The 22,728-nt window shown below is 60.7% G+C and carries 18 protein-coding genes, 2 rRNA genes and 1 riboswitch (1 of these 21 running past the window's edge); of the genes, 8 read left to right on the forward strand and 12 right to left on the reverse strand.

Annotation, left to right across the window (positions count from 1 at the left end; genetic code table 11):
* Positions 1-19 precede the first annotated feature (19 nt).
* The 5 genes from C2U40_RS17520 to C2U40_RS17540 all read right to left on the reverse strand — a co-directional run bounded on the left by C2U40_RS17520 (position 20) and on the right by C2U40_RS17540 (position 4,675).
* Positions 20-1,738, reverse strand: a complete 1,719-nt coding sequence (locus tag C2U40_RS17520; protein WP_029301736.1) for an acetolactate synthase 3 large subunit — start codon at positions 1,736-1,738, stop codon at positions 20-22.
* Positions 1,739-2,127: 389 nt separating this feature from the next.
* A complete protein-coding gene (locus C2U40_RS17525) occupies positions 2,128-2,280 on the reverse strand; it encodes a hypothetical protein (protein ID WP_011704826.1) in 153 nt (50 codons plus the stop codon).
* Positions 2,281-2,316: 36 nt separating this feature from the next.
* Complete coding sequence (locus C2U40_RS17530) at positions 2,317-3,426, reverse strand: MJ1255/VC2487 family glycosyltransferase (protein ID WP_103828619.1); 1,110 nt, start codon at positions 3,424-3,426, stop codon at positions 2,317-2,319.
* Positions 3,426-3,926, reverse strand: coding sequence for a phosphatase PAP2 family protein (locus C2U40_RS17535; RefSeq protein WP_103828620.1), 501 nt, complete (start codon positions 3,924-3,926; stop codon positions 3,426-3,428). The genes C2U40_RS17530 and C2U40_RS17535 overlap by 1 nt, the downstream gene beginning before the upstream one ends.
* A gap of 125 nt (positions 3,927-4,051) precedes the next feature.
* Entirely contained in the window at positions 4,052-4,675 is a 624-nt protein-coding gene (locus C2U40_RS17540) for a TetR/AcrR family transcriptional regulator (protein WP_103828621.1), read from the reverse strand.
* A gap of 407 nt (positions 4,676-5,082) precedes the next feature.
* Here C2U40_RS17540 and leuA point away from each other — a divergent pair, with 407 nt between their 5' ends.
* The 5 genes from leuA to C2U40_RS17565 all read left to right on the forward strand — a co-directional run bounded on the left by leuA (position 5,083) and on the right by C2U40_RS17565 (position 10,833).
* A complete protein-coding gene (gene leuA, locus C2U40_RS17545; RefSeq protein WP_103828622.1) occupies positions 5,083-6,657 on the forward strand; it encodes a 2-isopropylmalate synthase in 1,575 nt (524 codons plus the stop codon).
* Positions 6,658-6,659: 2 nt separating this feature from the next.
* Positions 6,660-7,745: a 3-isopropylmalate dehydrogenase gene (gene leuB / locus C2U40_RS17550; protein WP_103828623.1), complete on the forward strand. Its 1,086-nt coding sequence runs from the start codon at positions 6,660-6,662 to the stop codon at positions 7,743-7,745.
* 32 nt (positions 7,746-7,777) lie between these two features.
* Positions 7,778-9,175 carry a 3-isopropylmalate dehydratase large subunit gene (leuC, locus tag C2U40_RS17555; RefSeq protein ID WP_103828624.1) on the forward strand — a complete coding sequence of 466 codons (1,398 nt, stop codon included), beginning with the start codon at positions 7,778-7,780 and terminating at the stop codon, positions 9,173-9,175.
* A 12-nt stretch (positions 9,176-9,187) separates the two neighbouring features.
* On the forward strand, positions 9,188-9,787 hold the full coding sequence (gene leuD / locus C2U40_RS17560) for a 3-isopropylmalate dehydratase small subunit (RefSeq protein ID WP_103828625.1): 600 nt from the start codon (positions 9,188-9,190) through the stop codon (positions 9,785-9,787).
* Between the two features lie 116 nt (positions 9,788-9,903).
* Positions 9,904-10,833, forward strand: a complete 930-nt coding sequence (locus C2U40_RS17565; protein ID WP_103828626.1) for a transglutaminase-like domain-containing protein — start codon at positions 9,904-9,906, stop codon at positions 10,831-10,833.
* A gap of 100 nt (positions 10,834-10,933) precedes the next feature.
* Here the strand turns inward: C2U40_RS17565 and C2U40_RS17570 are convergent, their stop codons facing one another.
* Positions 10,934-11,224 carry a PilZ domain-containing protein gene (locus C2U40_RS17570; protein WP_017410271.1) on the reverse strand — a complete coding sequence of 97 codons (291 nt, stop codon included), beginning with the start codon at positions 11,222-11,224 and terminating at the stop codon, positions 10,934-10,936.
* 91 nt (positions 11,225-11,315) lie between these two features.
* A riboswitch (TPP riboswitch) is annotated at positions 11,316-11,406 on the forward strand.
* A gap of 51 nt (positions 11,407-11,457) precedes the next feature.
* Between C2U40_RS17570 and thiB the strand changes: the two genes are divergently transcribed.
* From thiB to thiQ, 3 genes are all read left to right on the forward strand, one after another.
* Complete coding sequence (gene thiB / locus C2U40_RS17575; protein WP_029301744.1) at positions 11,458-12,438, forward strand: thiamine ABC transporter substrate binding subunit; 981 nt, start codon at positions 11,458-11,460, stop codon at positions 12,436-12,438.
* Positions 12,435-14,057: a thiamine/thiamine pyrophosphate ABC transporter permease gene (thiP, locus tag C2U40_RS17580; RefSeq protein ID WP_103828627.1), complete on the forward strand. Its 1,623-nt coding sequence runs from the start codon at positions 12,435-12,437 to the stop codon at positions 14,055-14,057. The genes thiB and thiP overlap by 4 nt, the downstream gene beginning before the upstream one ends.
* 65 nt (positions 14,058-14,122) lie before the next feature.
* Entirely contained in the window at positions 14,123-14,818 is a 696-nt protein-coding gene (gene thiQ / locus C2U40_RS17585) for a thiamine ABC transporter ATP-binding protein (protein ID WP_103828628.1), read from the forward strand.
* Between the two features lie 80 nt (positions 14,819-14,898).
* Here thiQ and C2U40_RS17590 read toward each other — a convergent pair whose 3' ends face one another.
* The 6 genes from C2U40_RS17590 to C2U40_RS17615 all read right to left on the reverse strand — a co-directional run.
* Positions 14,899-16,269, reverse strand: coding sequence for a PhoH family protein (locus C2U40_RS17590; RefSeq protein WP_011704812.1), 1,371 nt, complete (start codon positions 16,267-16,269; stop codon positions 14,899-14,901).
* A gap of 208 nt (positions 16,270-16,477) precedes the next feature.
* The gene (locus tag C2U40_RS17595; RefSeq protein ID WP_103828629.1) at positions 16,478-17,158 is read right to left on the reverse strand and encodes a TSCPD domain-containing protein; all 681 of its coding nucleotides are present in this window, start codon (positions 17,156-17,158) and stop codon (positions 16,478-16,480) included.
* Positions 17,159-17,168: 10 nt separating this feature from the next.
* On the reverse strand, positions 17,169-19,316 hold the full coding sequence (locus C2U40_RS17600) for an adenosylcobalamin-dependent ribonucleoside-diphosphate reductase (protein WP_103828632.1): 2,148 nt from the start codon (positions 19,314-19,316) through the stop codon (positions 17,169-17,171).
* A gap of 208 nt (positions 19,317-19,524) precedes the next feature.
* Positions 19,525-19,977 carry a pullulanase gene (locus tag C2U40_RS17605; RefSeq protein WP_011704809.1) on the reverse strand — a complete coding sequence of 151 codons (453 nt, stop codon included), beginning with the start codon at positions 19,975-19,977 and terminating at the stop codon, positions 19,525-19,527.
* Between the two features lie 286 nt (positions 19,978-20,263).
* Positions 20,264-20,378 (reverse strand): 5S ribosomal RNA (gene rrf, locus C2U40_RS17610).
* Positions 20,379-20,461: 83 nt separating this feature from the next.
* A 23S ribosomal RNA gene (locus tag C2U40_RS17615) occupies positions 20,462-22,728 on the reverse strand; it runs 622 nt beyond the window's last position.

Here is a 22,728-nt window from a genome sequence, read left to right on the forward strand (position 1 = left end):
GAAATAATATGTTCCATCGTCAGGTTCTCTCCGTCTTGCTCAGCCACATCTCGTCCATGGCACCGAACTTTATCTGCATCGGATAGACGTGCTCATCCGGGTCGACCGAGATGTCCATGAACACCAGCCGATCCTTCATGGCGAAGGCCTTCTCCATAGCGCTCTCCAGCTCGGCCGGATCGCTCACCGCGATGCCGACGTGGCCATAGGCTTCCGCCAGCTTGACGAAGTCAGGCAGCGACTCCATGTAGGAGTGGCTGTGGCGGCCACCGTAGAACATCTTCTGCCACTGCTTGACCATGCCCAGCGCACGGTTGTTGATGGAGATGATCTTGATGGGCACCCCGTACTGCATGCAGGTGGAGAGCTCCTGGATGTTCATCTGCACCGAGCCGTCGCCGGTGACGCAGCAGACCACGGCTTCCGGGTTGGCAAACTGGGCCCCCATGGCGGCGGGAATGCCAAAGCCCATGGTGCCGAGACCGCCGGAGTTGATCCACTGGCGCGGTTTGGCAAACGGGTAGTAGAGGGCGGCAAACATCTGGTGCTGGCCCACGTCGGAGGCGACGAAGGCCTCCCCCTTGGTCACCTTGTAGAGAGTCTCGATGACCTGCTGCGGCTTGATCAGTGTGGGATGGGTCTCGTAAGCCAGGCAGTTGCGCGAGCGCCACTGGCCGATCTGGCTCCACCAGTCCGCCAGTACCTGCTTGTCGTTGTCGAAACCACACTCGCGGATCACTTCCAGCATCTGCTCCAGCACGGTTTCCACCGAGCCGACGATGGGCACGTGGGCCTGCACCGTCTTGGAGATGGAGGTGGGATCGATGTCGATGTGAACTATGGTGGCGTTGGGGCAGAACTTGGCCACGTTGTTGGTGACACGGTCATCGAAGCGGGCACCCACGGCGAAGATCAGATCCGCGTTGTGCATGGTCTTGTTCGCTTCGAAGGTGCCGTGCATGCCCAGCATGCCGATAAATTGCGGATGGGTGCCGGAGAAGGCTCCCAGCCCCATCAGGGTGGTGGTCACCGGCAGGTTCAACAGCTCCGCCAGCTTGGTCACCAGGTGATCCGCATTGGCATTGATGGCGCCGCCGCCGACGTACATTACCGGGCGCTCGGCCTCCACCAGCAGCTTGGCGGCCCGCTTGATCTGCCCCTTGTGGCCCGACTTGGTCGGATTGTAGGAGCGCAGGGACACCGTCTCGGGATACTGATAGGGAAACTTCTCTTTCGGGTTCTGCACGTCTTTGGGCAGATCCACCACCACCGGCCCCGGGCGGCCGCTGGCAGCAATGTAATAGGCCTTCTTGATGGCGTCGGGAATGTCGCTGGCCTTCTTGCACAGGAAGCTGTGCTTCACCACCGGGCGGGAGATGCCGATCATGTCGGTCTCCTGGAATGCATCCTCCCCGATCATGCTGGTCGGCACCTGGCCGGACAGGATCACCAGGGGAATGGAGTCCATGTAGGCGGTCGCGATCCCCGTAATGCAGTTGGTGGCGCCGGGACCCGAGGTCACCAGCACAGTGCCCACCTTGCCGGTGGAGCGGGCGTAACCGTCCGCCATGTGCACCGCGGCCTGCTCGTGCCGCACCAGGACATGCTCCATCTTGCCGTTTTCAAAGAGAGCGTCATAGATGTCGAGCACTGAGCCACCAGGGTAGCCGAAAACGTGCTCAACTCCCTGATCTTCCAGCGCTCTAACCACCATCTGGGCGCCTGATAACATCTCCATGATAAAGCCCTCCAGGCTTTGCTCCGTTAAGCGAAAGCTATCGGCAGTCCGCTGCTTCCCGGCACCGCCGGTCCGTGCATTGTTGTTGTCTGAATACGGACCCGGCGAGTTCGGCGCTGTCGATAGTAGAAAAATAGGTTTTTTCCATCATTCACCCGAAAAGCGGGTGAAAAACCAACTTAACCCGCTTGTGAACGCTTGTCCACGGCTTTGTCTGACCAGAACAGTCATAAATTTCAAACAGCTATTAACATTCAGTGACTTGAGAAAAAGGGCGGGGACAATGCGGGGAAGTTGGGGGAATGACCAGCGGATCATGCTGCCATGGCCGCCCTGAATGGAAAAAAATAAGCCCACCGCCAGGGTGGGCCCGCAAGCCTGGCAGGGGATCAGTGATCCTCTTCCGGCTCCGCCAGCCAGATCTGCTGATCCGGATCCGTCTCCTCGCAGACCGAGATACTGACCCCCATGTCCAGCAGCTCGTGCAGGGTGAGATTGTCCGCCAGATTCATGGTATCGCCGTTTTCATTGGTAAAGCGCATGGTGTCCGTCCTCTCCTTGGTGGGATCCCTCTCAGTCTAGTCAAAGGCGCTCACTTGCGATAACCAACTGCTGTTTAGCGGGCTGCCCCCCTCCAGTTCGCTCAGCCGATCGCACACTTCTTCCGGGAACAAGGTGCGAGCCCACAGCCTGCGGGAGAGCGCCGGCACGCTCTCCTGCGCTCCGTCCGCCAGCCAGCCCGCCAGCTCGCTGGCCACATCGGGGTAGATAATCTGGCCAGGGGCGGCGGCATCCAGCCAGGCCCGCACCGCGTTGGCATCGAGCGCATCCATCAGACGGGCCAGCCCCATCAGCTCCAGGGTCTTGCTGTTGGTCAGCTGCTCGAACTGCCCCCCCAGCGGCTTGACCAGCAGCTTCTTGCCAAGGGAGAGCGCCTCCGAGGCGAGCTCGAAGCCACCGTTGGTGATGACCCCGCGACAGCCGGCCAACATCTGCTTGAACCCCTCCCTCGCCTGCGGTTCGAACGCTATGTTGCGCCACTGGCTGGCGCTGCGAATGGCCGGATGAAAGCAGACGAAGCGCTGCTGGTTGAAGCGCGATAGCAGCGCAGCGATCGCCTCGGTCTGCTCAAATGGCAGATAAACCAGGATCTGCTGATTGTCGGGCGCAGGCGGGATGGCGTCTATGATGGGCGGCAGCAAGGGCTGACCGAAGTGGAACCAGTGCAACCCAAGCGCCTGACGCACCGGTGCGAAATGGCGCATCAGCTGACGGTTGAAGCCGCTCTCCCCCCAGCGCGGAATGGGCCAGTCGAAGCTCGCCTGGTGGCTGATGGTGAGACTCGGCTTGCCCCAGCGGCGGGCGGCGTGGGCGCTGATCGGCTCGAAATCGCTGATGACGAGGTCGTAGTCGCGGCAATCGAGCGCCCGCATGTCGCGCCAGAAGCGCAGCGGCGAGAGCCCCTTGAGGGTTCGCCAGCCCGAGATGGCCCCCTCGTGGCTGACGAAGGTGATGCCGGGAAAGGCACGATAATCGCCGAATTCGGCCATCTCGAAGTAGCCGTCCGCGGGACGGCCGCTGAACAGATAGTCCACCTCCAGACCACGGGCTCGCAGCGCCCGCGCCAGGGTACGACTACGGCTGATGTGACCATTGCCGGTGCCCTGTACCCCGAACAGGATCCTCATCATTGACCCCAGCCGAGCGCCAACAGGGCGCAGCCACCGCCGAGCAGGGCGCCGGCCACCAGATCGCTCAGATAGTGCACCCCGAGCAGCAGACGAGACGCCCCCACCAGCGCGGCCCAGACAAACAGCAAGGGGGCCCAGAGCGGGAAGCTGGCGGCCAGCACGGTTGCCATCAGAAAAGCGGCGGCGGTGTGGCCGGAGGGCAGGCTGTAGCGATCGGAAGGGGTGATGAAGACCGGCAACCCCGCCGGGCGCTGGCGTTTGAGCAGGTTTTTCAGCAGCAGGTAGAGCGGCAACTCGAAGGCGAAGGCGAGCAGCGCCAGCGTCACCAGCTCGCGCTCGGCCTCCCCCTGCCACCAGAGCAGGGCCGCCAGTACGGCGTAGAGCGGGCCGTCACCGGTCCGGGAGATGAGCCGGCTGATCCTGGCCTGTGGCCGGTTGTAGGCGTGCAGCAGGCAGATACGACACACCTGCAGGTCCCATTGCTGGATCTTGTTCATAACCCCTCCTTCCCTGAAGTCTTGGAGCAGACTAGGGCGACGGGGTGACACTTGGTTGAACGTGGGATAACAGATTTATGAAAAAAGGGCCGAATGGCCCTTTTTGCTGTCTGGGTGGCAAATAATCAGTTCAGAGTGCCGCGCAGACCGTTTTCCATCAGACGGCAGTTGTGATCCGCCAGGCGGGCCATGAAGTGTTCATCCACGGTCAGGCCGAATACCTGCTCGTAGAGATCCTTCATCACGAACGGCTGCCACATCATGCTGAGGAAGGAGATCTTCAGCATCTCGGGATCCAGGTTGTCACCCAGTTCGCCGTTGTTCTTCATGGACTCCAGCAAGGCATCGAACTGGGGCAGCTGGCGTTCCAGCAGGCGGTTCAGCACAAAATCCCGACCAGGGCTTTTCTCGGTCGATAATGCGCTGGAAATGGCGGAGGTCAGTTCACTGTTGGGCTCCATCACCTGATAGTAGGTGTTGAGCAGGTCGTTGAGGCTGCGGTTGCCGGCCTCATCGTGCCAGGCTTGATCCAGCGGCTCGGCCACATCGCCCAGCACCGCCTTGTAGAGACCCTCTTTGCTGCCGAAGTAGTAGTGGATCATCGCCAGATTGGAGCCGGCCAGCTCGGCGATCTCACGGGTCGTCACCTTGCTGTAGGGGGTGTTGAGAAAACGCTCACGGGCGGCAGAGAGCAACTTGTCACGAATGTCAGAACGTCCGACCGGACGACCAGGTCTACGTTTTTCCATTTAATACCTCGGATAATTCAGCAAAAACTGACAAGTCGATCTGATTGCACAGATGATCGAGTACAGCAGGAATGACCAGATAATCGTGCAAGGGCCGAATATGGGACAAGTAAATTTGCACTCCTTTACAATCCGATTAAATAAACCAGCGAAATGAACCGGGTCTGCGCGGTTGACACAGCATAAAAATCTCGATATTGGTAAAAGCGTTATCGACTGGAAGGATTGATTCATCATGCGTATTGCCGCTCCGCTACTACTAATCTCCCTAATCGCGACCAGTCGCGCGGGATCCTTGTAGCCGGGCTCAGGCATAGCCGGAATTTACAAAAACCCGTGCACCCTGCACGGGTTTTTTTATGCCAACGCAGGATGCACGTCACCGAACTTAGGAAGAGGGAAGTCACATGTCAGATCGGGTCATCATATTCGACACCACCCTGCGCGATGGTGAGCAGGCTCTGGCGGCCAGCTTGACGGTCAAGGAGAAGCTGCAGATCGCCCAGGCGCTGGAGCGGCTCGGTGTCGACGTCATGGAGGTGGGGTTCCCGGTCTCCTCCCCCGGCGACTTTCAATCGGTGCAGACCATCGCCCGCCATATCAAACAGAGCCGGGTCTGTGCCCTCGCCCGTGCCCTGCCCAAAGACATTGACGCCGCCGGCGAAGCCCTGCGGGTCGCCGAAGCGTTTCGCATCCACACCTTCATCTCCACCTCCTCCATCCACGTCGAGAGCAAGCTGAAGAAGAGCTTCGAGGACGTGCTGGAGATGGGGGTCAACGCCATCAAGCATGCCCGCCGCTACACCGACGACGTGGAGTTCTCCTGCGAGGATGCGGGCCGCACCCCGATAGACAACCTGTGCCGCATGGTGGAAGCCGCCATCAAGGCCGGTGCCCGCACCATCAATATTCCCGATACCGTCGGCTACACGGTACCGACCGAGTTCTCCGGCATCATCCAGACCCTGTTCAACCAGGTACCCAACATCGATCAGGCCATCATCTCGGTGCACTGCCACGACGATCTGGGGCTCTCGGTGGCCAACTCCATCGGCGCCGTGCAGATGGGGGCCCGCCAGATCGAGTGCACCATCAACGGCATCGGCGAGCGGGCGGGCAACTGCTCGCTGGAAGAGGTGGCGATGATCCTGAAGACCCGCGCCGACCTGCTCGGGGTGCACACCAACATCCGCCACAGCGAAATTCATCGCACCAGCGCCCTGGTCAGCCAGCTCTGCAACATGCCGGTGCAACCCAACAAGGCCATTGTCGGGGCCAACGCCTTCTCCCACAGCTCCGGCATCCATCAGGACGGCGTGCTCAAGGCGAAAAACACCTACGAAATCATCACCCCGGAGAGCATCGGCCTCACCCAGAACAACCTCAACATGACTTCCCGCTCCGGCCGCCACGTCATCAAGCACCGGATGGAGTCCATGGGCTACGCCGAGAGCAGTTACGACCTCGACGATCTCTACGGCAAGTTCCTCACCCTGGCCGACAAGAAGGGGCAGGTGTTCGATTACGATCTGGAGGCGCTCGCCTTCTTCAGCCAGATCCACGAAGAGCCGGAGCACTTCAAGCTGGAGTACCTCGGCGTGCAGAGCGGCAGCTCGGTGATGGCCACCGCCTCGGTGAAATTGAAGGTGGGCCAGGAGATCGTCAGCGAAGCCGCCACCGGCAACGGTCCGGTGGATGCGGTCTACCAGTGCATCAACCGCATCACCGGCTACGAGATCAGCATCGACAAGTACGAACTCAAGGGCAAGGGGGAAGGCAAGAACGCCCTCGGCCAGGTCGACATAGTCGCACAGTACAAGGGCCGCAAATTCCATGGCATGGGCCTGGCCACCGACATCATAGAGTCTTCCGCCCAGGCGTTGATCCACGTGATCAACAGCATCTGGCGCGCCGATCAGGTGGCCGAACAGATGGAACGCAACGTCGCAAAAACAGACAAGATCAATACGGAGAGCGTGTGAGTATGAGCAGTTATCGGATCGCAGTATTGCCGGGTGACGGCATTGGCCCGGAAGTGATGGCCGAGGCCGTCAAGGTGCTGGAAAAGGTGCAGGCCAGATTCGGCTTCACCCTCGACTACGAGCGCCATGACGTGGGCGGCATCGCCATCGACAACCACGGCACCCCGCTGCCACAAAGCACCATCAAGGGCTGTGAAGCGGCCGACGCCGTGCTGTTCGGCTCGGTGGGCGGCCCGAAATGGGAACATCTGCCACCGAACGATCAGCCGGAGCGTGGCGCCCTGTTGCCCCTGCGCGCCCATTTCAAGCTGTTCTGCAACCTGCGTCCGGCCCGTATCTACACCGGTCTCGAACAGTTCTCCCCGCTGCGTGCCGACATCTCGGATCGCGGTTTTGACATCGCCTGCGTGCGCGAGCTGACCGGTGGCATCTACTTCGGCCAGCCCAAGGGGCGCGAAGGGGAAGGCCCCACCGAGAAGGCGTTCGACACCGAGGTGTACCATCGCTTCGAGATCGAGCGCATCGCCAAGATCGCCTTCGAATCCGCCCGCGTGCGCAAGGCCAAGGTCACCTCCATCGACAAGGCCAACGTGCTCGCCTCCTCCATCCTGTGGCGCGAAGTGGTGACCGAAGTCGCCAAGTCCTATCCGGACGTGACGCTGAATCACATGTACATCGACAACGCCACCATGCAGCTCATCAAGGATCCGTCCCAGTTCGACGTGCTGCTCTGTTCCAACCTGTTCGGTGACATCCTCTCCGACGAGTGCGCCATGATCACCGGCTCCATGGGGTTGCTCCCCTCAGCCAGCCTCAACGAATCCGGCTTCGGCCTGTTCGAGCCAGCCGGTGGCTCGGCGCCGGACATCGCCGGCAAGGGTATTGCCAACCCCATCGCCCAGATCCTCTCCGCCGCCCTGATGCTGCGCTACAGCCTGGGCCAGGAGGCCGCCGCCCAGGCCATCGAGCAGGCCGTGGCCCAGACCCTGGCCGAGGGTTACTTCACCGCCGACCTGCATCAGGCCAGCGCCCGTCACCCGGTGCAGAGCACGGCCGAGATGGGCAGCCAGATCGCCGCGCGCATCTGACCCCACGGCATCGATAACAAGGAAACCGAGCAATGGCCAAGACCCTCTATCAGAAAGTATTCGACGCCCACGTGGTACGGGAAGTGGAAGGGGAAACGCCCCTCATCTACATCGACCGCCACCTGGTGCATGAAGTGACCAGCCCGCAGGCATTCGACGGCCTGCGCGCCATGAACCGCCAGCTGCGCCGCCCGGATCTGACCTGGGCCACCATGGATCACAACGTCTCCACCACCACCAAGGACATCGCCGCCTCCGGCGAGATGGCCCGCATCCAGATGGAGACGCTCGCAGCCAACTGCAAGGAGTTCGGGGTCCGTCTGTATGACCTGAACCACCAATACCAGGGCATAGTCCACGTGATGGGCCCCGAGCTCGGCATCACCCTGCCCGGCACCACCATCGTCTGCGGCGACTCCCACACTGCCACCCACGGCGCCTTCGGCTCGCTGGCGTTCGGCATCGGCACCTCCGAAGTGGAACACGTGATGGCCACCCAGACCCTGAAACAGGGCCGCGCCAAGACCATGCGCATTTCGGTCAACGGCAAACTGGCCGAGGGCATCAGCGCCAAAGACGTGGTGCTGGCCATTATCGGCAAGGTCGGCCACGCCGGCGGTACCGGCTATGTGGTGGAGTTCGCTGGCGAGGCCATCGAAGGGCTCACCATGGAAGGGCGCATGACGGTGTGCAACATGGCCATCGAGCTCGGCGCCAAGGCCGGCATGATCGCCCCCGACCAGACCACCATCGACTACATTCGTGGCAAGGAGTTCGCTCCCAAGGGCGAGGTGCTGGAGCAGGCCATCGCCTACTGGCAGAGCCTCAAGAGTGACGTAGATGCCAGGTTTGATGCCGAAGTGGTGCTCGACGCCGCCGACATCGCCCCGCAGGTCACCTGGGGCACCAATCCGGGTCAGGTGATTGCCGTCAATGAACCCATTCCGGCGCCGGAATCCTTCAGCGATCTGATGGAGCAGCAATCCGCCCGCAAGGCGCTCGCCTACATGGACCTGCAACCGGGTCAGAAGCTCTCCGACGTTGCCATCGACAAGGTGTTTATCGGGTCGTGCACCAACAGCCGCATCGAGGATCTGCGCGCCGCCGCCGCCATCGCTCGCGGTCGCAAGGTCGCCGCTGGCGTGCAAGCGCTGGTGGTGCCGGGCTCCGAACAGGTGAAGGCCCAGGCCGAAGCCGAGGGTCTGGACAAGATCTTCATCGAGGCTGGCTTTGAGTGGCGCCTGCCCGGCTGCTCCATGTGTCTCGCCATGAACAACGACCGGCTGCAACCGGGGGAGCGCTGCGCCTCCACCAGCAACCGCAACTTCGAGGGGCGTCAGGGCCGTGCCGGTCGCACCCATCTGGTCAGCCCGGCCATGGCCGCCGCCGCCGCCGTCACCGGCCGCTTCGCCGACATTCGCGCACTATAAGAGGACACTACGATGACAGGATTCAAACAGCATAAAGGGATCGTCGTCCCCCTCGACAGCGCCAACGTCGACACCGACGCCATCATTCCCAAGCAGTTTCTGCAGAAGGTCAACCGCATCGGTTTTGGCAAGCACCTGTTCCACGACTGGCGCTTCCTTGACGATGCAGGGGAGCAGCCCAACCCCGAGTTCGTGCTCAACCAGCCGCAGTTCGCCGGTGCCAGCATTCTGCTGGCCCGCGAGAACTTCGGTTGTGGCTCGAGCCGCGAGCATGCCCCCTGGGCGCTGGCGGATTACGGCTTCAAGACCATCATTGCCCCGAGCTTTGCCGACATTTTCTATGGCAACGCCATCAACAACGGCATGGTGCCGGTGCGGCTGAAGGAGGAGGAGGTCGAGGCCCTGTTCCAGCTGGTTGCCACCCAGCCGGGCATCGAGATCGAAGTGGATCTGGAGGCCAATCAGGTGCGCGCAGGTAGCCTGTGCTTCGGTTTCGAGATCGACGAGTTCCGCCGCTACTGCCTGCTCAACGGGCTGGACGCCATCGGCCTGACCCTGCAGCACGAAGCCGCCATCAGCGCCTTCGAGGCGAAGCAGCCGAGCTGGATTTGACCCATCAGGTGCCATAAAACGAGTAGAATCAACAGGGAGCCGCGGCTCCCTGTTTTATTGTCAGGCCAGGCGACACGCATGGCCGGCCACTTCTGCATGCCCGACGGGACACTCGAATGAAGATGACGATCGCCCTCCCCCTGCTCTGCGGCCTCTGGCTGGCGCTGCCGGTCTGTGCCGGGCAGACCTATTTCAACAGCAGCGGCGGGCAGCTCAACGTCGGCTGGCAGGACAAGGACGGCAAGGCGCAGCAGCTCACCTATCGGCTGGAGGCGGGCAAGCTGCCGCCACTCATCGCCTATCGGCCGACCCGCATGCAGGAGGACGTGCTGCAGAGCCTGCTGCAACAGGGGATGGCCGAGTTCCCCACCGTGCAGTTTTCCCTCTCTCGCCCCCAGATGGAGCTCAAAATCAAGGGGCGCCAGCCCGAGCAGGTCAACAAGGCCATGGGCTGGCTTACCCAGCAACGGGGCAAGCTGGAAGCCGAGTGGCTCAAGCAGCACTACTTCCAGCCCTTCACCGCCCCCGACGGCGCCGCCGCCATCAAGCAGGACCATGTGCGCATCGCGCTGGAGAGCCGCAGCGAACTGGCGCCGCTGGCCGAGCAACTCAAGCAGCAGGGCAGCACCGAGACCGAAGCCCGCCAGAAGACGGTGGCCCATGTGCTCGACTTCGTGCAGTCCATCCCCTATCAGCTGCTCGACAGCCAGTCGGGACGCCAGGGGAAAGGCTTTTTAAGCCCGCGCCAGGTGCTGGAGCAGAACCAGGGCGACTGCGACAGCAAGGTGACCCTGATGGCCGCCATGCTGGCCCAGCTCTTTCCCGAATTGAAACAGGCCATGGTGTTCGTGCCGGGCCATGCCCTGCTGGGAGTGGCGCTGCCAGCCAAGCCGGGTGAGGCCACTCTGAACCGGGAAGGGGAAACCTATCTGCTGATGGAGCCCACCGGCCCGGCCCAGCTGGCGATGGGCCAGCTGGCTCCGACCAGCAAGACCCTCATCGACAGCAAGCAGCTGAGCGTGCAGCCGGTTCGCGCGGATAAATAGCGCCGCCCATCGGGACCGTCGTGAAAACAAGGGGAAATACGCCAGAATGAAATCGACCAGCGCGGGGCTGGTCGATGCATGACGAAGGGGTGACGGCCGGTCAGGCGAGGGCCTGGAACTCGATGGCCAGCAGCAATCCATCCTCTTCTTCCAGCACCCGGATGATGCGGGCCTGCGCCTCGAAGGGGGGCAGCAGGTTGTTGTTGGTGGCCAGGCTCACCCGGATGGGTTGGCTCACATCGAGCTGATGCTCGGCGACGGCGATCCCCATGCCGTTGGCGCTGAGATCCCGGCAGACCCCTTCCAGTACCTGCTGTTGCTGAAAGATGGTGACGGGGGCATTGATTATCATGCGCTGGAAGGCGCGTCTTTCCTTGGTGCTGGTGATCACGCGAACATCCTCTGTTGTCTGACGCCGTCTCGCTGGCCCGCAGGAACAATTGTGCTGGCCTCCCCCCAAGAACGTTAATACAATGCGGTTCGTTTCTCAAACGGGGTGCGGTTTACCGCTGAGATTATACCCGTGAACCTGATCCAGATAATGCTGGCGGAGGAATTTGAGGCATGGCGCTCATTTTTTGCGCCCTCATCCGCTGGCACCTCATTGCTAAGGGAGTGCCGCTCATGAAAACCCTGCTGCTGGTCGCCACCAGCCTGCTCAGTGCCCAGGCCTTCGCGGCCGACACCCTCACCGTCTACACCTACAACTCCTTCACCGCCGAGTGGGGACCCGGTCCCAAGATCAAGCAGGCCTTCGAGAAGGAGTGCGGCTGCACCCTCAAACTGGTGCCGCTTGAAGATGGTGTGGCCATCCTCAACCGGCTGCGGCTGGAAGGCAAACACAGCAAGGCCGATCTGGTGCTGGGGCTGGACGATGCGCTCGTCAGCGAAGCCAAACAGAGCGGCCTGTTTGCCCCCCACGGCAGCAAGCTGGACGGGGTCAAGGTGCCGGGCGGCTGGCAGGACGATACTTTCGTCCCCTACGACTACGGCTACTTCGCCTTCGTCTACGACCAGAGCAAGCTCAAGAACCCGCCCAAGAGCCTGAAAGAGCTGGTAGAGCGCCCGGACCTCAAGGTGATCTATCAGGATCCGCGCACCTCCACCCCGGGTCAGGGGTTAATGCTGTGGATGAAGTCGGTCTACGGGGATGAGGCACCTGCCGCCTGGGCGCAACTGGCCAAGAAGACGGTCACCGTCACCAAGGGCTGGTCCGAGGCCTACGGCATGTTCCTCGATGGCGAGGCGGACATGGTGCTCTCCTACACCAGCTCCCCGGCCTATCACCTGATCGCCGAAAACAAGCCGCAGTATCAGGCCGCGGCGTTTGAGGAGGGTCACTACCGCCAGGTGGAAGTGGCCGCCAAGCTCAGCAGCGCCACCCAGGGCAAGCTGGCGGATAAGTTCCTGCAGTTCATGACAAGCCCCGCGTTCCAGAACGAGATGGCCACCGGCAACTGGATGTATCCGGTGATCGACACACCGCTGCCCAAGGGCTTCGAGCAGATGATCACCGTAGCCAAGCCGCTCGCCTTCAGCAGCGATGAGGTGGCCGCCAACCGCAAGAACTGGATCCGCGAGTGGCTGCAAGCCGTCACCCAGTGAGCCGTATCTTCGCCAGAGCGCAGGCTCGCCCCCTCTGGTGGCTGCCGGGCAGTGCCGCCACCCTGATCATCCTGCTGCTCTCCCTGGGGCCGCTGGCGGCCCTGTTGTGGCAGGCCGGGGCGCTGGCGCCCCGTACCCTGCTGGCCGACCCCTACCTGCGCCACGTGCTGGGCTTCAGCCTCTGGCAGGCACTGCTCTCCACCCTGCTGAGCCTAGGGCTGGCCATTCCGGTGGCCCGCGCCTTGGCGCGGCGCCGTTTCATCGGCCGCCGCCTGCTGCTCAAGCTGTTCGGCCTCTCGCTGGTCTTGCCAGTCATCATCGCCATCTTCGGCATCGTCGCGGTACACGGCAAGCAGGGCTGGTTGCCACAGCTGCTGCACGGGCTGGGGCTCGCCCCCGGCAATTACCTTTATGGCCTGCTCGGCATCCTGCTGGCGCATGTCTTCTTCAACATGCCGTTGGCAGCACGTCTGTTGCTGCAGAGCATAGAGAGCATTCCCGAGTCCTCCTGGCGCCTCGCCAGCCAGCTCGGCATGCGTTCTTCCCATATTTTCCGGCTGCTGGAGTGGCCGCTGATCCGGGCCCAGCTGCCAGGCCTGGCCAGCCTCATCTTCATGCTCTGCTTCACCAGCTTCACCACAGTGCTGGCGCTTGGGGGCGGCCCCAAATCCACCACCCTGGAGGTGGCCGTCTATCAGGCGCTGCGCTTTGACTTCGATCTCGCCACCGCCGGCGGACTGGCGCTGGTGCAGCTCATCCTGACCGCCGCCCTGCTGATGCTGCAGCACAAGCTGCAGAGCAGCCCGGCCAGCCGGATCACCTCTCATCGCCCCTGTCTGCGCCCGGACCGCCATCAGCCGGGAACCGGTCTGGTGGACGCCCTCGCCCTCAGTATCGGGCTGGCGGTATTCCTGCCCCCCTTGCTGGCCATCGTGGTAGCCGGCCTCAACCCTGGCCTGCCAGATGCACTGACCTCAAGCAAGTTGTGGCTGGCCAGCGGCCAGTCGCTGCTGATCGCGCTGGCGGCGGGCAGCCTGGCCACTCTGCTCGGCAGTGCGCTGCTGCTCACCAGCCGTCACCTGCGCGTGCGGGATCGCAAGCGGCGGGCCGCCGCCCTGTGGGAGGCCAGCGGCTTGGTGATCCTGATGATCCCGGCGGTGGTCCTCTCCACCGGCCTGTTCATCCTGTTCATGCCGTTCGCCGACGTGTTCGCCCTCGGTCCCTGGCTGGTGGTACTGGTCAACGCCCTGATGGCGCTGCCCTATGTGCTGCGTACCCTCTCCGCCCCCATGCAATTGGTGGTTCGCCAATACGACAGGCTGGCCGACAGCCTGGGGGTGCGCGGTCTGCATCGCCTGCGGCTGGTGGAGTGGCCCCTGCTGCGCCGTCCGCTGGGCCAGGCAGCCGCGCTCTCGATGATCCTGTCACTGGGGGATCTCGGCGCCATCGCCATGTTCGGCAGCCAGGAGCTCACCACCCTGCCCTGGCTGCTCTATCAGCAGCTTGGCAGCTACCGGTTGACCGAGGCGGCCGCCACCGCCCTGCTGCTGCTGATCCTCTGTTTCTCCCTGTTCTGGCTGATTGAACGTGGCCTGGGAGGCAAGCATGCCGAACATTGAAGCGCACGCCCCTATCGTTTATTCGGCCGCTCCTGCCGGTCGAGCTGCCCCTTGGAGAAGAGAACATGCTGAATATTGATCAGCTGGTCACCAGCTACCCGGACTGGCGCGTCAGTTTCAGCGCCACCCTGCCCAAGGGGGAGATCACCGCGCTCATCGGCCCAAGCGGTGCTGGCAAGTCGACCCTGCTCGGCATGATCGCCGGTTTCGTGCCGGTAGAGTCCGGCACCCTCGACTTCGATGGCGAGGATCTGTTGCCGCTGGGCCCGGCCGCGCGACCCGTCACCACCCTGTTTCAGGATCACAACCTGTTCCTGCATCTGTCGGTGTTCGACAACATCGCTATCGGCCTGCACCCCGGTCTGCGCCTGAACGCGGCCCAACGGGCTCAGGTGAAGGATGCCGCGAGCCGGGCCGGCCTTGGCGAGATGCTCACCCGGCTGCCGGAACAGCTCTCCGGCGGCCAGCAACAGCGGGTCGGGCTGGCCCGCGCCCTGGTGCGGGGCAAGCCGCTGCTGCTACTGGATGAACCCTTCTCGGCGCTCGATCCGGCCCTGCGCCGGGAGATGCTGGCGGAGGTGGCGAGGCTCGCCTGCGAGCAGGGCATTACCGTCCTGATGGTCTCTCACAACCCGGAGGATGCCCAGCTCATCGCCGACCAGGTGCTGTTCGTCGACGAGGGGCGCATCGCCCTGCAGGGAAAGCCGGATATTCTGCAAAACAGCAACCACCCGGGGCTGCTGCGCTATCTGGGTCAATAACCCTTGGCCCAAGACTGCGCGAGGATCAAAAAGGGGAAGCCAATCGGCTTCCCCTTTTAATGCAAACATATCGGGTGAAATCAGAGGTTCTCCTCGGCAAAGGAGGCGAGCTTGCTGCGCACCACCCCGTTCAGGAAGATGTTGGCACTGCCGTCGAAGTCCTTGAAACGCTCGACGATGTAGGTGAGACCCGAGGTCACCGGGCTCAGGTAGTTGGAATCGATCTGGGCCAGGTTGCCGGAGCAGACGATCTTGGTGCCTTCGCCGCAGCGGGTGATGATGGTCTTGATCTGGGACGCCGTCAGGTTCTGGCACTCATCCAGCAGCACGAAGGTGTTCTGGATGCTGCGCCCGCGCATGAAGTTGACCGATTTGAACTGGATGTTGGCCTTCTCCATGATGTAGCTCAGCGACCCGCTCATGTTCTCGTCCTGCTTGTGCAGCACCTCCAGGGTGTCGGTGACCGCCGCCAACCAGGGCATCATCTTCTCTTCTTCGGTGCCGGGCAGGAAGCCGATGCTCTCGGCAATTTCCGGGGTATTTCGGGTGACGATAACCTTCTCGTAGATCCCCTTCTCGATCACCAGCTCCAGCGCGGCAGCCATGGCCAGCAGGGTTTTACCGCAACCCGCCGGGCCGGTCAGAATCACCAGATCAATGTGCGGATCGAGCAGCGCATCGAGCGCCATCCCCTGATAGACGTTCTTGGGATGAACCCCCCACGCCTTGCGGGACATCAGCCGTTCGCGCCCCAGATCCTTGATTCGGATCTTCTGGCTGTCGTGGCTGAGCACCCGGGCCGCGAAGAAGTTCTCTTCATCGATCAGGTACTGGTTGACGTGAATGCCCTCCAGCAGGTTGGCATCGATGACGTGAACGGTATCGCGGCCATGGGTCTCGCTATCGCACTCGCCGACCCGCTCCCAGAAGCTGCCAGGCACCACTTGGAAGCCCTTGGCCAGCAGGCGGATGTCGTCGATCAGCTGGTCGCTGCGGTAATCCTCGACGTGGGCAAGCCCGGCCCCCTTCGCCTTGAGCCGCATGTTGATGTCTTTGGTGACCAGCACCACCTGACGTTTCAACTCGTGCTTTTGCAGGTAGAGGGCCGCGTTGATGATGCGGTTGTCGGCCTCCTTGTCGGTGAACACCTCGGCATCCTGCGGCAGATGGTGGTCACTGAAGATGGAGATGTGACCGCTCGCCTCGCCGGCCAGCGCGACCCCCTGTGCAATCTGCTCCGGCGTTGCATCGCGGAATACATCCTCCAGCGCCCGGATGGCCACCCGCGCATCGCGGCTGACGTCCTTGTGGCGATCCTTGATGTTGTCGAGCTCTTCCAGCACCGTCATGGGGATGAGCACGTCGTGCTCTTTGAAGGAGTAGATGGCGAGAGGTTCGTGAAGCAGAACGTTGGTATCCAGGATAAACAGCTTTCGGTCCGTGTTGTCCATAAGCATCCTCCTTGGCACTGAAGGTGCCACGTGTGTGAATCTCAGATGTCATTGAAACCACACGGCCGTGACAGTTTTATTACCCCCAACGCTACGCCCGATTTTACTATCACGCAACAAATCGCGTGTGCCGCCGATGCGTTCGAACAGAAAAGCAGCAATGAAAAAGGCCGGCACCAAGGCCGGCCTGTTGTCTGCGCTCAATCACTCAACCGCACTTGGAATCGCCGCAGTTGAGGCAGGTCATGCAGCCATCCTTCTGCACCAGCGCCTTGCTGTGGCACTTGTAGCAGAGCGCTGCACCGGGTGGAAAACCGCTCCCGGCCTGCTGCTCATCGGCCTGTTGCCGGCCTTGCAACTCGGCCTGCTTGTCAGCCAGGAACGCCTGCTGGTGTTCATCCAACCCGGCCACTTTGAGCATGCCGATCTCGGTGAGATGGGTTTCGATCACGTTGCCAATTTCGGCGATAAGCGAGGGTACGTACTTGCCCTTGTTCCAGTAGCCCCCCTTGGGATCGAACACCGAACGCAGCTCCTCCACCAGGAAGGTGACGTCCCCCCCCTTGCGAAACACCGCCGAGATGATTCGGGTCAGCGCCACTATCCACTGATAGTGCTCCAGGCTTTTCGAATTGATGAAGATCTCGAACGGGCGGCGAGTCTCGTGCACCGTCCCCTCGTTGAGAATGATGTCGTTGATGGTGATGAACAGCGAGTGCTCGGAGACATGCTCCGGCGTCTTCAGCTTGTAGGTGGTGCCCATCAACCGCTCCGGCCGCAACACCGTCTCGTGCATGTGAACCACGTCATCCTGCACAGGGGGTTGCTGCGGTTCATCCCGGTTTTTCACCTGGTAGGCGACGATTTTCCTGTCGATTTTCTTGACCATGCGCTCATCCTCAGAATTTACCGTAATAGCCTTCTTTCAAGGCGTCATAGAGGTTGGCAGCGGTGTGCAGCTCACCATCGTATTCGATCTCTTCGTTCCCTTTCGCCGTGACGACCGAGCCATCCTCCAGGGTGAACTCGTAGAGGGTGTTCTCCAGATCCTGCTCCTTCACCAGCACCCCCTGGAAGGCTGCCGGGTTGAACCGGAAAGTGGTGCAGCCCTTGAGCCCCGAATCCGAAGCATAGAGGTAGATGTCCTTGAACTGCTCGAACGGAAAGTCGGTCGGCACGTTGGCAGTCTTGGAGATGGAGGAGTCGATCCAGCGCTGGGCCGCAGCCTGAATGTCTACGTGCTGGGCCGGGCTGATGTCGTCGGCGGTGATGAAGTAATCCGGCAACCGGGTCGACTCATCCTCGGCATAAGGCATGGCAGCCGGATTGACCAGCTCGCGGTAGGCCAGCAGCTCATAGGAGTAGACGTCCACACTCTCCTTGCTCTTCTTGCCCGGCTTGATGACGTTGCGACTGTAGTGATGGGCAAAGCTCGGCTCGATGCCGTTGCTGGCGTTGTTGGCCAGCGACAGCGAGATGGTGCCGGTCGGCGCAATGCTGCTGTGGTGGGTGAAACGCCCCCCCACCTCGGCCAGCTCGGCAACCAGGGCGGGATCCACCTCGGCCACCTGCTGCATGTAGCGGCTGTAGCGCGCGTGCAGCACCTTGCCCTTCACCTTGTCACCGAGCTTGATGCCATCGGCGGCCATCTCGGGGCGCAGCCGCAGCATCTTGCCGGTCACCTCGAACTCCTGCTCCATGATGGGCGCCGGGCCCTTCTCCTTGGCCAGGGCCAGGGATTCACGCCAGCCGGTCATGGCCAGCTCCTGGGAGACCTGCTCGGTGAAGGCAACCGAGGTGGCGGAGCCATATCTTATCTGCAGCATGGTGAGGGTCGAGCCCAGCCCCAGGAAGCCCATGCCGTGGCGACGCTTATTGATGATCTCCTCGCGCTGCCTGGGCAATGGCAGCTGGTTGATCTCCACCACGTTGTCCAGCATGCGGGTAAAGAGGGTCACCACCTTGCGAAACGCGGGCCAATCGAACGTGGCCTGCTCGGTGAAGGGGCTACGCACGAACTTAGTCAGGTTGACCGAGCCCAGCAGACAGGCGCCATAGGGCGGCAACGGCTGCTCACCGCAGGGGTTGGTGGCGCGGATCTCTTCACAGAACCAGTTGTTGTTCATCTGGTTGACCTTGTCGATCAGGATGAAACCGGGCTCGGCATAGTCATAGGTGGAGCTCATGATGACGTTCCACAGCTTGCGTGCGGGGAGCGTCTTGTAACGCTTGCAGGCAACCAGCCCCAACTCGTTGATGACCACCCCTTCCTTGTTCGGCCAATCGGCCCAGATCACCTGCTCGGGGTCATCCAGCACGATGCCGTCCTGCTCCACCTCCTTGGCGGTGTAGGGGAAGATCAGCGTCCAGGGGGCATCCTCCTTCACCGCCTTGACGAACTCCTCGGTGATGAGCAGGGAGAGGTTGAACTGGCGCAGCCGCCCATCTTCCCGCTTGGCCTGAATGAACTCGACAACATCGGGATGACGGATATCCATGGTGCCCATCTGGGCGCCACGACGACCACCGGCGGACGAGACGGTGAAACACATCTTGTCGTAGATATCCATGAAGGAGAGCGGGCCCGAGGTGTAGGCTCCCGCGCCGGAGACGAAGGCGCCACGGGGACGCAGGGTCGAGAAGTCATAGCCGATGCCGCAGCCCGCCTTCAGGGTCAACCCCGCCTCGTGCACCTTACTGAGGATGTCGTCCATTGAATCCTCGATGGTACCGGAGACGGTGCAGTTGATGGTCGAGGTCGCCGGCTTGTGCTCGAAGGCTCCCGCATTGGACGTGATGCGTCCCGCCGGGATGGCGCCGTTGCGCAGCGCCCACAGGAAGGGCTCATACCAGACGTCTGGCTCCGACTCCTGGCCAGCCAGGGCAAGGGCGACCCGCCGGTAGGTTTCATCGATCGTGCCATCAATGGGGACGCCATCCTTGCTCTTGAGACGATACTTGCTGTCCCAGATCTCGAAGGACGTTTCCTGCAAGGGGATCAGGCGATAAGCGCTCTCACTCTCCTGCACCGGGTTGGATTTAGCCATGTTCAATCAACCTCATGTGAATGGAACAACGTCACGACAGTAGCAACAAACACAACCAATAGCGAACAAACAAAATAAAAACACTATATGTAGTATTTTTAATGACGAGAGAGCCTGTCTCATCCTAAAAAAACGCCCCGACCAGCAGTGTGCTGGGCCGGGGCATTGAACCGATTTATCGCCCGGGAAACTTGCTTCCCGGCTCAGATCAGGGTTTCTTGACGTACACGGTCGGGGTATCGCCCGCCATGTTCAGATAGAACTCATAGACGCCATCCGCATCCGGCGAGAACTTCATGTCTTCATACTTGGAGCAAGGGTTGACCGGCACGGCTTCACCACCCAGCACGGCAACACCGTCACTCGGACTCTTGTAGCCGAAGTTGGTGCCACAGCTCCAGCCGGAGTCGGCGAACTTGAACTTGTAGGGAGCCCACTCTTTCTTGAGCGTTCCCTTGGCCATGTAGAGCTTGTCGGCCACCTTGACCACCTTGCTCGCGTCGGTTGCCATCCAGTCGTTCATCTCCCCACGCAGGTAGATGGACTTGCCACCGAAATCGCTGTTGTCCGCAGCCGCTTGCTCAGCGCCACCGTGAGATGCGCAACCGCCTAATACCAGGGTTCCCGCCGCCAGCATCATCGTTACTGTTCTTTTGAACATGTGTCCATTCCTCAGATTATTGTGATTCCTTGGCCCATCGAACGTGGGCAGACGAATTAAAGCAGAGCAGGCATCACAAGAAAGGTAGAGGCATCACATTCTGTGCTTTTTCTGTTCAGCAATTGAATTGATGGACAAATATCAGCCAGACAAGAGGTAAACCATATAGGAAACGGGGTCAGGAAAGATGATCTTGAGCGATCAGATAAACGGGGTTCAGAGGAGAAAGGCTGATTTTCAGCCAATAAAAAAGCCCGCTCAAATGAGCGGGCTTTCAATGTTGGGTGCCTGGCAGTGTCCTACTCTCGCATGGCGAATGCCACACTACCATCGGCGCTACCGCGTTTCACTTCTGAGTTCGGCATGGGTTCAGGTGGTTCCACGGCGCTATGGCCGCCAGGCAAATTCTTCAATCTAAGAAAGCTGATTTTGTTGTTCGTTCTCGGTATCTGCTACAAGCCTTAGAACACTTCTTGGGTGTTGTATGGTTAAGCCTCACGGGTAATTAGTATGGGTTAGCTCAACACGTCGCCGCGCTTACACACCCCACCTATCAACGTTGTGGTCTCCAACGGCCCTTTAGGACCCTCAAGGGGTCAGGGATGACTCATCTCAGGGCTCGCTTCCCGCTTAGATGCTTTCAGCGGTTATCGATTCCGAACTTAGCTACCGGGCAGTGCCACTGGCGTGACAACCCGAACACCAGAGGTTCGTTCACTCCGGTCCTCTCGTACTAGGAGCAACTCCCTTCAATCATCCAACGCCCACGGCAGATAGGGACCGAACTGTCTCACGACGTTCTGAACCCAGCTCGCGTACCACTTTAAATGGCGAACAGCCATACCCTTGGGACCGACTTCAGCCCCAGGATGTGATGAGCCGACATCGAGGTGCCAAACACCGCCGTCGATATGAACTCTTGGGCGGTATCAGCCTGTTATCCCCGGAGTACCTTTTATCCGTTGAGCGATGGCCCTTCCATTCAGAACCACCGGATCACTATGACCTACTTTCGTACCTGCTCGACCTGTCCGTCTCGCAGTTAAGCTGGCTTATGCCATTGCACTAACCTCCTGATGTCCGACCAGGATTAGCCAACCTTCGTGCTCCTCCGTTACTCTTTGGGAGGAGACCGCCCCAGTCAAACTACCCACCAGGCACTGTCCGCGACCCAGATTCATGGGCCTGCGTTAGAACATCAAACATACAAGGGTGGTATTTCAAGGACGGCTCCAGCGCAACTGGCGTCACGCCTTCAAAGCCTCCCACCTATCCTACACATGTAGGTTCAATGTTCAGTGCCAAGCTGTAGTAAAGGTTCACGGGGTCTTTCCGTCTAGCCGCGGGTACACCGCATCTTCACGGCGAATTCGATTTCACTGAGTCTCGGGTGGAGACAGCATGGCCATGGTTACACCATTCGTGCAGGTCGGAACTTACCCGACAAGGAATTTCGCTACCTTAGGACCGTTATAGTTACGGCCGCCGTTTACCGGGGCTTCGATCAAGAGCTTCGCTTGCGCTAACCCCATCAATTAACCTTCCGGCACCGGGCAGGTGTCACACCCTATACGTCCACTTTCGTGTTTGCAGAGTGCTGTGTTTTTGATAAACAGTCCCAGCCATCTGGTCACTGCGACTCCCAACTGCTCCATCCGCAAGGGACTTCACTGTCAAGAGCGAACCTTCTCCCGAAGTTACGGTTCTATTTTGCCTAGTTCCTTCACCCGAGTTCTCTCAAGCGCCTTGGTATTCTCTACCCGACCACCTGTGTCGGTTTGGGGTACGATGACTTGTAATCTGAAGCTTAGAGGCTTTTCCTGGAAGCAGGGCATCAATGGCTTCCGCACCGTAGTGCGTTCGTCTCGTGTCTCAGTGTTGTGTCTCCGGATTTGCCTAGAAACACCACCTACGCACTTTCACCAGGACAACCGTCGCCTGGCCCACCTAGCCTTCTCCGTCCCCCCATCGCAATTACAAGTCGTGCAGGAATATTAACCTGCTTCCCATCGACTACGCCTTTCGGCCTCGCCTTAGGGGTCGACTCACCCTGCCCCGATTAACGTTGGACAGGAACCCTTGGTCTTCCGGCGAGGAGGCTTTTCACCCCCTTTATCGTTACTTACGTCAGCATTCGCACTTCTGATATCTCCAGCATGCCTCTCGACACACCTTCGCAGACTTACAGAACGCTCCCCTACCACTTGCACTAAGTGCAAATCCGCGGCTTCGGTGCCTGGTTTGAGCCCCGTTACATCTTCCGCGCAGGCCGACTCGACTAGTGAGCTATTACGCTTTCTTTAAATGATGGCTGCTTCTAAGCCAACATCCTAGCTGTCTGAGCCTTCCCACATCGTTTCCCACTTAACCAGAACTTTGGGACCTTAGCCGGCGGTCTGGGTTGTTTCCCTCTTCACGACGGACGTTAGCACCCGCCGTGTGTCTCCCGGATATTACTTACTGGTATTCGGAGTTTGCATGGGGTTGGTAAGTCGGGATGACCCCCTAGCCCAAACAGTGCTCTACCCCCAGTAGTATTCGTCCGAGGCGCTACCTAAATAGCTTTCGGGGAGAACCAGCTATCTCCGAGTTTGATTGGCCTTTCACCCCCAGCCACAGGTCATCCCCTAACTTTGCAACGTTAGTGGGTTCGGTCCTCCAGTTGATGTTACTCAACCTTCAACCTGCCCATGGCTAGATCACCCGGTTTCGGGTCTACACCTTGCAACTAGACGCCCAGTTAAGACTCGG

Origin of the sequence: Aeromonas sp. ASNIH4, from assembly GCF_002934425.1 — a bacterium.
Classification (GTDB): Bacteria; Pseudomonadota; Gammaproteobacteria; order Enterobacterales; family Aeromonadaceae; genus Aeromonas; species Aeromonas hydrophila.

Coding starts and splice junctions, on each gene's coding strand:
- C2U40_RS17525 (WP_011704826.1), bottom strand. CDS start 2,280: ATGCGCTTTACCAATGAAAACGGCGATACCATGAATCTGGCGGACAAT.
- C2U40_RS17605 (WP_011704809.1), bottom strand. CDS start 19,977: ATGTTCAAAAGAACAGTAACGATGATGCTGGCGGCGGGAACCCTGGTA.
- C2U40_RS17590 (WP_011704812.1), bottom strand. CDS start 16,269: ATGGACAACACGGACCGAAAGCTGTTTATCCTGGATACCAACGTTCTG.
- C2U40_RS17595 (WP_103828629.1), bottom strand. CDS start 17,158: ATGGTCAAGAAAATCGACAGGAAAATCGTCGCCTACCAGGTGAAAAAC.
- C2U40_RS17540 (WP_103828621.1), bottom strand. CDS start 4,675: ATGGAAAAACGTAGACCTGGTCGTCCGGTCGGACGTTCTGACATTCGT.
- C2U40_RS17535 (WP_103828620.1), bottom strand. CDS start 3,926: ATGAACAAGATCCAGCAATGGGACCTGCAGGTGTGTCGTATCTGCCTG.
- C2U40_RS17520 (WP_029301736.1), bottom strand. CDS start 1,738: ATGGAGATGTTATCAGGCGCCCAGATGGTGGTTAGAGCGCTGGAAGAT.
- thiQ (WP_103828628.1), top strand. CDS start 14,123: ATGCTGAATATTGATCAGCTGGTCACCAGCTACCCGGACTGGCGCGTC.
- C2U40_RS17530 (WP_103828619.1), bottom strand. CDS start 3,426: ATGAGGATCCTGTTCGGGGTACAGGGCACCGGCAATGGTCACATCAGC.
- leuB (WP_103828623.1), top strand. CDS start 6,660: ATGAGCAGTTATCGGATCGCAGTATTGCCGGGTGACGGCATTGGCCCG.
- leuA (WP_103828622.1), top strand. CDS start 5,083: ATGTCAGATCGGGTCATCATATTCGACACCACCCTGCGCGATGGTGAG.
- leuD (WP_103828625.1), top strand. CDS start 9,188: ATGACAGGATTCAAACAGCATAAAGGGATCGTCGTCCCCCTCGACAGC.
- leuC (WP_103828624.1), top strand. CDS start 7,778: ATGGCCAAGACCCTCTATCAGAAAGTATTCGACGCCCACGTGGTACGG.
- C2U40_RS17565 (WP_103828626.1), top strand. CDS start 9,904: ATGAAGATGACGATCGCCCTCCCCCTGCTCTGCGGCCTCTGGCTGGCG.
- thiB (WP_029301744.1), top strand. CDS start 11,458: ATGAAAACCCTGCTGCTGGTCGCCACCAGCCTGCTCAGTGCCCAGGCC.
- C2U40_RS17600 (WP_103828632.1), bottom strand. CDS start 19,316: ATGGCTAAATCCAACCCGGTGCAGGAGAGTGAGAGCGCTTATCGCCTG.